The 10,481-nt window shown below is 62.9% G+C and carries 9 protein-coding genes and 1 pseudogene; 5 read left to right on the forward strand and 5 right to left on the reverse strand.

The window, feature by feature from the left end; translation table 11 throughout:
• From BLX42_RS01215 to BLX42_RS01235, 5 genes and pseudogenes are all read left to right on the forward strand, one after another.
• Positions 1 to 187: pseudogene (locus BLX42_RS01215) on the forward strand (portal protein); the annotation flags it as partial.
• A gap of 40 nt (positions 188 to 227) precedes the next feature.
• Entirely contained in the window at positions 228 to 1,325 is a 1,098-nt protein-coding gene (locus BLX42_RS01220) for an AI-2E family transporter (RefSeq protein WP_115273855.1), read from the forward strand.
• Positions 1,326 to 1,338: 13 nt separating this feature from the next.
• A complete protein-coding gene (locus BLX42_RS01225) occupies positions 1,339 to 2,850 on the forward strand; it encodes an efflux transporter outer membrane subunit (protein WP_161870972.1) in 1,512 nt (503 codons plus the stop codon).
• The gene (locus tag BLX42_RS01230) at positions 2,850 to 3,935 is read left to right on the forward strand and encodes an HlyD family secretion protein (protein WP_046784570.1); all 1,086 of its coding nucleotides are present in this window, start codon (positions 2,850 to 2,852) and stop codon (positions 3,933 to 3,935) included. Before BLX42_RS01225 ends, BLX42_RS01230 begins: the two co-directional genes overlap by 1 nt.
• Complete coding sequence (locus BLX42_RS01235; protein ID WP_161870973.1) at positions 3,925 to 4,935, forward strand: DUF2955 domain-containing protein; 1,011 nt, start codon at positions 3,925 to 3,927, stop codon at positions 4,933 to 4,935. Before BLX42_RS01230 ends, BLX42_RS01235 begins: the two co-directional genes overlap by 11 nt.
• 4 nt (positions 4,936 to 4,939) lie before the next feature.
• Here BLX42_RS01235 and BLX42_RS01240 read toward each other — a convergent pair whose 3' ends face one another.
• The 5 genes from BLX42_RS01240 to BLX42_RS01260 form a co-directional block, all read right to left on the reverse strand.
• Entirely contained in the window at positions 4,940 to 6,661 is a 1,722-nt protein-coding gene (locus tag BLX42_RS01240; protein WP_046784568.1) for a SulP family inorganic anion transporter, read from the reverse strand.
• A 274-nt stretch (positions 6,662 to 6,935) separates the two neighbouring features.
• Positions 6,936 to 8,036, reverse strand: coding sequence for a redox-regulated ATPase YchF (ychF, locus tag BLX42_RS01245; protein WP_046784567.1), 1,101 nt, complete (start codon positions 8,034 to 8,036; stop codon positions 6,936 to 6,938).
• A 22-nt stretch (positions 8,037 to 8,058) separates the two neighbouring features.
• Complete coding sequence (gene pth, locus BLX42_RS01250) at positions 8,059 to 8,643, reverse strand: aminoacyl-tRNA hydrolase (RefSeq protein WP_008099045.1); 585 nt, start codon at positions 8,641 to 8,643, stop codon at positions 8,059 to 8,061.
• Between the two features lie 76 nt (positions 8,644 to 8,719).
• Complete coding sequence (locus tag BLX42_RS01255; RefSeq protein WP_012316267.1) at positions 8,720 to 9,316, reverse strand: 50S ribosomal protein L25/general stress protein Ctc; 597 nt, start codon at positions 9,314 to 9,316, stop codon at positions 8,720 to 8,722.
• Positions 9,317 to 9,434: 118 nt separating this feature from the next.
• The gene (locus BLX42_RS01260) at positions 9,435 to 10,376 is read right to left on the reverse strand and encodes a ribose-phosphate pyrophosphokinase (RefSeq protein WP_003247410.1); all 942 of its coding nucleotides are present in this window, start codon (positions 10,374 to 10,376) and stop codon (positions 9,435 to 9,437) included.
• Positions 10,377 to 10,481: the final 105 nt, after the last annotated feature.

Raw genomic sequence — 10,481 nt, forward strand, 5'->3', positions numbered from 1 at the left:
CGGCGAGTTTGCGTTCGTCGTATTCAAAATGGCGCTCGAACATCACGTTCTGACTCGACAGGTGCACGACCTGCTGGTGCTCGCGATCACCCTCTCGATGGCGGTGGTGCCGCTGGTGATGATGGCCCTGGCGCGACAGCTGCCTGAGCGCGATACCTCGCACCCTGCACCCAGAACGGACCACTGAATCGCGCCCCCCTGGCGCACTGAGCACGAGGAGATGAGTCATGCAGCCGAGTATCAAACTGGACAGCGCCCGGTCACGGGGCCTGCTCGATGTGCTCATCAAGGCAGGCCTGGTGGCTGCCCTGGTGCTTTTTGCCTTTCAGGTTTTCCAGCCATTTCTGGAGTTGATGCTGTGGTCGGTGATCCTGGCGGTGACGTTGTATCCGCTGTACCAACGCATCAAGCGTGGTTCAGGTTTCAAGGACGGCTATGCGGCGACACTGGTGGTGCTGCTGGTGCTGGTGGTGTTGCTGGTACCGATCTACCTGGTGGTGATGTCCATCGGTGAATCGGTGGACCACCTGGTGTCGCTGATCAGGAGCGACAGCTGGAGCGTGCCGGTGCCGCCCGACTCTGTGGCCAACTGGCCACTGATCGGGCCGAAAGTCCATGCGCTGTGGCTGTCAGCCTCCGAGAACCTGGCCGATGTGATTGCGCAATGGATGCCCCAGCTCAAGAGCGCCGGGCGTACGGCATTGGGTGCGGCGGCCAGTGCCGGCGGGGCCTTCCTGCTGTTCGTCGGCGCAATCATCATTTCCGGCGTGATCATGGCTTTTGGTGATCGTGGCGAAATCGCAGCACAGCGCATCGCTATGCGGATTTCTGGTCAAGAGCGGGGCAAGCCGCTTGCCACGTTGTGCACCGCGACCATTCGTGCAGTGGCGCAAGGGGTGATCGGCATCGCCTTCATCCAGATGCTGCTGATCGGTGTGGGCTTCGTGATCAAAGGCGTCCCAGGTGCCGGCATGCTGGCCATTCTCATCCTCATGCTGGGCATCGCTCAGGCCCCGGCGACGTTGATCACGTTGCCGGTGATCATCTACGTACTCAACGTCGAGGGCTTCACCGTGGTCACTATCGTGTTCGCTGTCTACACCTTCGTCGCCGGGCTTGCCGACAACGTGCTCAAACCCTTGTTGCTGGGCCGCGGGGTGGATGTGCCGATGCCGGTGGTGTTGATCGGTGCGCTGGGCGGCATGGTGGTCAAGGGCATCATCGGGCTGTTCCTCGGCCCGGTGATCCTCGCTGTGACCTACGTGCTGTTCTGGCAATGGGTGGCCTTGCAGGTGCCGGAGCAACCCGCGCCGCCGGCAGCCTGAGCCAAGGCCTGCCATGCCCAGGCGCTGCTGTGGGTTGAGCCTGCTGATGGTGCTGGCCGGTTGCACCCAGGTCGGCCCGGACTATGAGACTCCCCGGCACCCGTGGCTGGACAGCTGGAGCACGCCCTTGCTCGAGCAGGCCCAGCGCAGGGCTGAGCAGCCGGAGCTGCGCCAGTGGTGGGCAGTGTTTGCCGACCCGGCCTTGGACGCACTGATCGCCGAGGCCGACGCCAATAACACCAGCCTGCGCCTGGCCGGCCTGCGCGTCGCCGAGGCCAGGGCGCAGTTGGCCATCGTCCAGACCGGGCGTTATCCACAGTTGCAGCAACTGCGTGGGCAGAGCCTGTACCTCAAACAGGACCAGTCCGGCACCGACAGCGCCCGCGATTCGGTGTTCTGGCAGTCCAGCGTGGGTTTCGATATCGGGTGGGAGATCGACTTCTGGGGGCGTTTCAGCCGCGCCATCGAAAGCGCCGATGCCGCTTATTTCGCGTCCCAGGCCAATTACGCCGACGCCATGCTGCTGATGCGTGCGCAGGTGGCCGACACCTACTTTGCCCTGCGCACCGCCGAGGCGCGGCTGCAGATCGCAACGGAGAACGCCAGGCGCCAGGCGCGTAGCCTGGAAATTACCGAGCGGCTGTTCCGCCACGGCGAGAACGACGAGCTCGACTGGCAGCAGGCGCGTACCCAGTATCTGGCAACTCAGGCCACGATTCCCGAGTTCGAAAACCAGCTCAATGCCTTGCGCAATGTGCTCTGCGCATTGCTCGGCAGGCCGCCCGGGCCGTTGCCGCAGCTGGCTGCGCGGTACGGCCAGTTACCACTGCTGGACCGGGCTGTGTTGCAGGACGTGCCCGCCAGCCTGCTGCAGCGGCGCCCCGACATTCGTGCCGCCGAGCAAGCCGTGGCGGCGCAGTCGGCACTCGTCGGGGTGGCCACCGCGGATCTTTATCCACAGCTGAGCCTGCTGGGCAGCATCGGCTGGACTTTCGTATCGGCCAATCAACTGCCCAACACCTTCGACCTGGCTGCCGGGCCAAGCCTGCTATGGAGCCCCTTCGACTACGGTCGCCGCAAGAATGCCGTGCGTGTCGAGGATGCGCGCCTGCAGCAGTTGATCGAGCTGTACCAGCAAGGGGTGCGTGAAGCTGCGCGTGAGGCCGATGACGCCGCCAGTGGCCTGGTGCGTTCGCTGCAGAGCGCCAGCATTCGCCAGGAGGCCTCGCAGGCCGCCCAGCGCTCGCTGAGCCTGGCCAGCGCCCAGTACCAGGAAGGTTTTGCCGATTTCCAGCGCGTGCTCGATGCCCAGCAACTGCTGTTGCAGCAGCAGGACGGCTACCTGGTCAGCCGGGGCAACGCAGTGAGCAGCCTGGTGACGCTGTACAAAGCGCTGGGCGGTGGTTGGGACAACCAGCGCAAGCCCGTTGACCCGGCCACTCGCCAGCAGATGGAAAACCGTACCGATTGGGGTGACCTGCTGGACGAGCCGGCCCCCGCCGACCCTGAACAAGGTGAGCCCTGATGAGTGACGCCGTGGACACGCCCCCTGACCGCGCCATGCACTGGGTGTTGGTGCTGATCATCGTGAGCCTGGTCTGGTACCTGCTTGCCGACCGGTTCACGCCTTACACCCAGCAGGCTCGTCTGCAAGCCTATGTGGTGCCCGTGGCCGCTGAAGTTGCCGGGCAGGTCAAGCGCGTGGCGGTGGGCAACAACCAGCAAGTGCGCCAGGGTGATGTGCTGTTCGAGCTGGATCAGGAGCAGTACCGCATTGCCTTGACCCGCGCCCAGGCAGATCTGGATACGGTACGCCGGCAGATCGGCGCCAATACCGCCGGCATTGACTCGGCCAAGGCCGCCTTGGTGGCGGCCCAGGCCAACGAGCGCAAGGCCCGCCAGGATGCCGAGCGGCTCAAACGGCTGATCGAAGAAGACCCAGGTACAGTGTCTGTCCGTCGCCTTGAAGGGGCGCAGGCGACCCGCGACCAGGCCATCAGCCAGGTGGCGGCAGCCCGTGCGGAAGTCGAACGGGCGCGGGAGCAGCAAGGCGGGGTGGAGGCGGACAACGCGCAATTGCGCAGTGCGGCGGCCAATGTCGAAAAGGCCCGCCTGGACCTGGCCCGCACCGTGGTGCGCGCCGATGCCAATGGGCTGATCACTGACCTGCGCACTGACGTGGGCCACTATGTTCCCGCCGGCAGTGCGATGATGACCCTGATCGCCATCCACGACGTGTGGATAAGCGCCGACATGACCGAGAACAACCTCGGTCGTCTGCGCCCTGGTACACCGGTGCTGGTGGTGCTGGACGCCATGCCCGGTAAGGTATTGCAAGGGCATATCCGCAGCATCGGCTATGGCGTGAGTGTGGGGCAGGGTACGCCGCCGGGCGCCTTGCCGACCGTACAGAACAGCCGCGAATGGCTACGCTCGGCGCAGCGCTTCCCGGTGATCGTCGAGCTCGACCGAGACCAACTTGCAGACAGGTCCGGGCTGCGTGTGGGCGGTCAGGCCGAAGTCATGGCCCTGCCCGGCGAAGGTAACCCTTTGAACCTTCTGGGGCGTGTGTTCATGTGGCTGATGAGCTGGCTGTCCTATGCCTATTGAGCTGCGACGCCTGCGCGCGCTGCGCCTGGCCTTGGGCGTGGCGCTATGCCTGGTGGCGAGTTTTGGCCTGGGCCTGCCGGTGCCCATACTTGCGCCGGTGTTCGCAGTGCTGTTGTTGGCCATGCGCAGCGAGCCGTTGCCGATCAAGGCCGCACCGATGTTGGCGATACTGGTGTTGCTCAGCTGTGGCAGCGGCCTTTTGCTGATACCCCTGTTGCGCCATGCGCCGGTGAGTGGCGTGTTGCTGGTCGGTGTGGGGGTATTTCTGGTGTTGCGCTATGCGCTCAAGGGTGGCAACGGCCTGCTGGCCAACCTGTTGGTGGTTGGCCTGACCATGATCGCCGCTGCCGGTACCAGCGATTTCACCCTGGCGCTCATGGTGGTCGAGGCGATGGCCAAGGGCATGCTGCTGGCGGTGCTGGGGACGGCGTTGGCCCATGTGCTGGTTCCAGAACCTGCGGATGCGCCTGCGCAACCTGCGCCGCCATTGCCCGATCGCGCCGATGTCGGCTGGATAGCCTTGCGTGCCACGCTGATCGTCATGCCGGCGTTCCTGCTGGCGCTGATCGCGCCCGACGCGTTCATGCCGCTTATCATGAAGGCGGTGAGCCTTGGGCAGCAGGCTGGCGAGACCCGGGCCCGGCATGCCAGCCGTGAGCTGATAGGCTCGACGGTGCTGGCGGGGGTGTTGGCGATGCTCATGTGGGCGGCATTGAGCGTGTTCGTGCACGTGTGGATGTTTTTCCTGTGGGTGCTGCTGTTCACGCTGTGGCAGGGGCGCAGGCTCTACCGCGTGGTAAGCACGCGGCACAGCCCGGCGTACTGGGTGAGTTGCCTGACCACGCTGCTTATCCTGCTGGGGCAGTCAGTGCAGGACAGTGCAGCCGGCCAGGACGTCTACCGGGCGTTTGCGGTGCGCATGGCGTTGTTTCTGGCCGTGTCGCTGTATGCCAGTGCCCTGCTGATATGGCTTGACCGGCGTCGGCTCAGCGCCGTTTAGCGGCTCATGGCTTCCAGTCCACCCCGGTGTCCTGCAGATAAGCATCCACCGCAGCACCGACAGTGGGGTGAAACGCCGTCTCGCCCATGTGCTGGAACAATTCGAACCGTTTCATCTTGTCTTTCACCGGGTCCTTCATCTCGGCGAACTGCAACTCGACTCCCCGGGCCTCCAGCGCCCGGTCGAGTTCGGCCAGCATGTCCGCCGAAGTGATATCGATGCTGGTCACCGGTTCCGCTGCGATCACCAACCGCTGCACGGGGGTAGGCGACTCATCCACCGCCGCCAGCACCGTGGCCTGAAACTGCTCGGCATTGGCGAAGAACAGCGGCGCATCCCAGCGCAGCAGTACCAGCCCCGGTACTCTGCGAGCCTGTGGATAACGCTGCACGTCATGGTAGCCGCGGGTGCCGTCCACCCGCCCGAGCACCGCATGATGCGGTCGCCAGCCATCCCACAGGAACTCGATCACCGAAATCGCCACGGCAATGCAGATGCCGGGGATGGCGCCGAACACCGCAACCCCCACGAAGCAGGTGAACGACAGCCAGAACTCCCATTGCTGCATGCGAAAGATGCGCTTGAGGTCGGCAAACTCGAACAGCCCCAGTGCCGCCGCGATCACCACTGCGGCCAGTGCGCTGTTGGGCAGGTGTTGCAGGAGGTTGGGCGCGACCAACAACAGGATTGTCACAGCCACCGCACCGATGATGCCGGTAAGCTGGGTCTTTGAGCCGGCCGCCTCGGCCACCGGAGTACGCGACGAGCTGCTGCTGATCGGGATGCCCTGGAACAGCCCGGAGGCCAGGTTGGCCACGCCTAGGCCGAACATTTCCTGGTTCGGGTTGACCGGTGTTTTCAGGCGCGCCGCGTAGGTGCGTGACAGCACGCTGGTATCGGCGAACGACACCAGCGCCACGGCGATACCGCCCAGCAGTACCTCGACCAGGTCGATGTCGGTCACCCAGGGAAAGACGAAGCTGGGCAAGCCCTGGGGTAGTTCACCGAGTACTTTCACGCCCATCTGGTCGAGGTCTAACAGGCTTACCGCCAGGGTGGCGAGCACCACGGCGATGAGGATGCCCGGTAGGCGCTTGTAGGGCTTGAGCAGCAGAATCAACGCCAGGCTGGCGCCGCCGACTGCAAAGCTGGGCCAGTGCCCCTGGCCGGCGATCAAGGTCTTCGCCAAGTACCACAAGTCGCGCAGGGGCCCCTGGCTGTCGATCGATAGGCCGAACAGCTTGGGCAACTGGCTGATCAGCACGGTGAGCGCGATGCCGTTCATGTAGCCATAGCGGATAGGCTTGGACAACAACTCGGTGATGAAGCCCAGGCGCAGCAGGCCGGCGATCACGCAGAAGGCGCCGGCCACCAGGGCCATCAGGCTGGCGACGGCAATGGCTCGCTGTGGGTCGCTGGCGGCGTACTGCACCACCACGGCGAGGATCGGCGCGGCCAGCGCCGAGTCCGGGCCGAGCACCAGGATTCGGCTGGGGCCGAACAAGGCGTAGGCCAGCAATGGAATGATGGTCGCATACAAGCCGTAGATGCCGGGCACACCGGAGGCTTCGGCATAGGCGATGCCCACGGGCACCAGCATGGTGGTGAGCACCAGCCCGGCAGCGATGTCCTTGGGCAGCCAGGCGAGCTGGTAGTGCATCAGGGTGGCCAGCCCAGGAAGCCAGCGTTGCCAGTCGAAGCTGGGGCGGGGCGGTGTTTCATGCATGGTGGTGGCTCCTGGGCGGAGGTCGCATGAAAGTGCTTTTAGTGGGCTGGCCCGAATGGGCGCCACTGCGCAGCCCCCAGATGTAAGCCAATTACCAACTTGAAACCGAATGCTTCAATTCAAGATAGCTTGGGAATTGTCCTGCGCAGGCCTCAGCAATCCAGACATCCGCCCAGGCGTATCAGCAAAGCCCTGTGAACATCCCAAAAAAAACCCTTGAGCCGCGAGGCTCAAGGGTTTTTTACTCGGCTTGTATCAAGCCCGTGCTTACAACTCAGACGTTGAAGCGGAAGTGCATGACATCGCCGTCTTTGACAATGTAGTCCTTGCCTTCCAGGCGCCACTTACCGGCTTCCTTGGCACCGCCTTCACCCTTGAACTGGATGAAGTCGTCATAGGCCACCACTTCAGCGCGGATGAAGCCTTTTTCGAAGTCGGTGTGGATCACACCGGCCGCCTGAGGCGCGGTGGCGCCGATGCGGACGGTCCAGGCACGCACTTCCTGCACGCCGGCAGTGAAGTAGGTCTGCAGGTTGAGCAGCTCGTAACCGGCGCGGATCACGCGATTCAGGCCAGGCTCTTCCAGGCCCAGGGCCTCGAGGAACATGTCCTTCTCTTCACCGTCGTCCAGTTCGGCGATCTCGGCTTCGATCTTGTTGCACACCGGCACCACGACAGCGCCTTCTTCTTCGGCGATGGCCTTGACCACGTCCAGGTGCGGGTTGTTGTCGAAGCCGTCTTCAGCCACGTTAGCGATGTACATCACCGGCTTGCTGGTCAGCAGGTGGAAGCCACGGATGACGGCTTTCTCGTCGTCGGCCATGTTCTTCATCAGGCTGCGTGCCGGCTTGCCTTCGGTGAAGTGCGGGATCAGCTTTTCCAGGATTGCCTTTTGCGCCAGGGCTTCCTTGTCGCCGCCCTTGGCGTTGCGGGTGACCTTCTGCAGTTGCTTCTCGCAGCTGTCCAGGTCAGCGAAGATCAGCTCCAGGTCGATAATCTCGATGTCGCGCTTGGGATCGACGCTGTTGGAAACGTGGATCACGTTTTCGTCTTCGAAGCAGCGCACCACGTGGGCGATGGCGTCGGTCTCGCGGATGTTGGCGAGGAACTTGTTGCCCAGGCCTTCACCTTTGGAGGCACCGGCCACCAGGCCGGCGATGTCGACGAACTCCATGGTGGTCGGCAGGATGCGATTAGGCTTGACGATTTCCGCCAGCGCAGCCAGGCGCGCGTCTGGCATCGGCACGATACCGCTGTTCGGCTCGATGGTGCAGAAAGGGAAGTTCTCCGCCGCGATGCCAGACTTGGTCAGGGCGTTGAACAGGGTGGACTTGCCGACGTTGGGCAGGCCGACGATGCCGCAATTGAAACCCATGGGTATTCCCCTCTCTAGGAAATCAGGCCTTCTGGCTGTGCAGCTCGCGCATTGCCTTGGCGAAGTCGCCGGCAAGCACGTCCGGCAGCACGCCGAGGGCAAAATCGATGCTGGCGTCGAGCTTCTCCTGCTCGGCGCGCGGCGCGCGGCCCAGGACGAAGTTGGAGACCAGTTTGGCGTCACCCGGGTGGCCGATGCCAAGCCGCAGGCGGTGGAAGTCGTTCTGGTTGCCGAGCTGCGCGATGATGTCGCGCAGGCCGTTGTGCCCACCATGGCCACCGCCGCGCTTGAGCTTGGCGACGCCTGGAGGCAGGTCGAGTTCGTCATGCGCCACCAGTATCGCTTCCGGCTTGATGCGGAAGAAATTGGCCAAAGCCGCCACGGACTGGCCGCTACGGTTCATGTAGGTGGTGGGGATGAGCAGACGAACGTCGTTGCCCTGATGGCTGAATTTAGCCGTCAGGCCGAAATACTTGCGGTCAGCGGTCAAGGAGACGCGCTGGGCGCTGGCAATGCGTTCAACGAAAAGAGCCCCTGCGTTATGCCGGGTCTGTTCGTATTCGGGGCCGGGGTTACCCAGGCCGACGATCAACTGGATGGCGGTCACGTAGGGGCTCTTCCTTGGAGTTGGTGGGTTACGGTGCGCGGCACTGTAACCCGATCAACACCGGCGCGCGAGTGGATTACTCAGCGGCGCCTTCTTCAGCTTCTGGAGCAACGCGTGGCGCGTGAACGTTGGCAACAGCTTTGTCATCACCGTGGGCCAGAGCGACGAACTCTACGCCTTTCGGAGCTTTCAGGTCCGACAGGTGGATGATGGTGCCGATTTCAGCGTTGCCCAGGTCGACTTCGATGAACTCAGGCAGGTCTTTGGCTTCGCAGGAAACTTCGATCTGCGATTCAACGTGCGAGATCTCGCCGCCTTTCTTGACCGGGGCTTCTTCGTTGATGAAGTGCACTGGAACAACAGCGGTCAGCTTCTGGCCAGCAACGACGCGAACGAAGTCGGCGTGCATGATGAAGCCTTTGGCCGGGTGGCGCTGCATGGCCTTGACTACGACGTTCTGCTTGGCGCCGTCGACGTTCAGCTCGATAACGTGGCTGAAGGCAGCTTCGTTTTCGAACAGCTTGGCAATTTCCTTGGCCACGATGGTCAGGGATTGAGCTTCTTTATCGCCACCGTATACAACGGCCGGGATGTTCAGCGAGTGACGCAGGCGGCGGCTCGCACCTTTCCCCAGGTCACTACGCACTTGGGCGTTCAGAGTGAAATCAGTCATTTTGTTTCTCCAAAATAGCCCCCCGAGGGCGTTTGCGACCAGCGCCAACGGGGATGGCAAAAAAGCCCCGCCCCAACACATGCTGGGGCGGGGCGCTTCATATCAACACGTATTCCGCTTAGCGGAACATCGCACTGATCGATTCTTCATTGCTGATGCGGCGCACCGCTTCAGCGACTACCGGTGCGATATCCAGCTGGCGGATACGGTCACAGGCTTGAGCAGCGGCGGACAGCGGAACGGTGTTGGTCACCACCAGCTCGTCCAGTACCGACTTCTCGATGTTCTCGATCGCACGGCCCGAGAGGACAGGGTGCGTGCAGTAGGCATAAACCTTGGCCGCGCCGTGTTCTTTCAGTGCCTTGGCCGCATGGCACAGGGTGCCGGCGGTATCGACCATGTCGTCTACCAGGATGCAAGTGCGCCCTTCGACGTCGCCGATGATGTGCATGACTTCGGAGTGGTTGGCCTTTTCACGGCGTTTGTCGATGATACCCAGGTCGACACCCAGGGACTTGGCGACGGCACGTGCGCGCACGACACCACCGATGTCCGGGGAGACGATCATCAGGTTCTCGAAACGCTGGTCTTCGATATCGTCGACCAGTACGGGCGAACCGTAGATGTTGTCGACCGGGATATCGAAGAAACCCTGGATCTGGTCAGCGTGCAGGTCGACGGTGAGAACACGGTCGATACCCACGACAGTGAGCATGTCAGCGACGACTTTGGCGCTGATGGCTACACGTGCCGAACGCGGACGGCGGTCCTGGCGGGCGTATCCGAAGTAAGGAATCACGGCGGTGATTCGGGATGCTGAGGAGCGGCGGAAGGCGTCGGCCATCACTACCAGTTCCATCAGGTTATCGTTGGTCGGGGCACAGGTCGGCTGAATAATGAAGACGTCTTTACCGCGGACATTTTCATTGATCTCAGTGCTGATCTCACCGTCGGAGAATTTACCGACAGAGACGTCACCGAGAGGGATATGCAGCTGACGTACGACACGCCGAGCCAGATCGGGGTTAGCGTTCCCCGTAAAGACCATCATCTTGGACACGCGCAGTACCTGGAGGCTGAGGGTATACCTGGATGAGTATAAGGAAAATGGCAGGGGCGGCTGGATTCGAACCAACGCATGGCAGGATCAAAACCTGCTGCCTTA

Origin of the sequence: Pseudomonas sp. SG-MS2, from assembly GCF_009933855.1 — a bacterium.
GTDB classification, from domain to species: domain Bacteria; phylum Pseudomonadota; class Gammaproteobacteria; order Pseudomonadales; family Pseudomonadaceae; genus Aquipseudomonas; species Aquipseudomonas putida_E.

Coding starts and splice junctions, on each gene's coding strand:
- BLX42_RS01220 (WP_115273855.1), top strand. CDS start 228: ATGCAGCCGAGTATCAAACTGGACAGCGCCCGGTCACGGGGCCTGCTC.
- BLX42_RS01225 (WP_161870972.1), top strand. CDS start 1,339: ATGCCCAGGCGCTGCTGTGGGTTGAGCCTGCTGATGGTGCTGGCCGGT.
- BLX42_RS01230 (WP_046784570.1), top strand. CDS start 2,850: ATGAGTGACGCCGTGGACACGCCCCCTGACCGCGCCATGCACTGGGTG.
- BLX42_RS01235 (WP_161870973.1), top strand. CDS start 3,925: ATGCCTATTGAGCTGCGACGCCTGCGCGCGCTGCGCCTGGCCTTGGGC.
- BLX42_RS01240 (WP_046784568.1), bottom strand. CDS start 6,661: ATGCATGAAACACCGCCCCGCCCCAGCTTCGACTGGCAACGCTGGCTT.
- ychF (WP_046784567.1), bottom strand. CDS start 8,036: ATGGGTTTCAATTGCGGCATCGTCGGCCTGCCCAACGTCGGCAAGTCC.
- BLX42_RS01255 (WP_012316267.1), bottom strand. CDS start 9,316: ATGACTGATTTCACTCTGAACGCCCAAGTGCGTAGTGACCTGGGGAAA.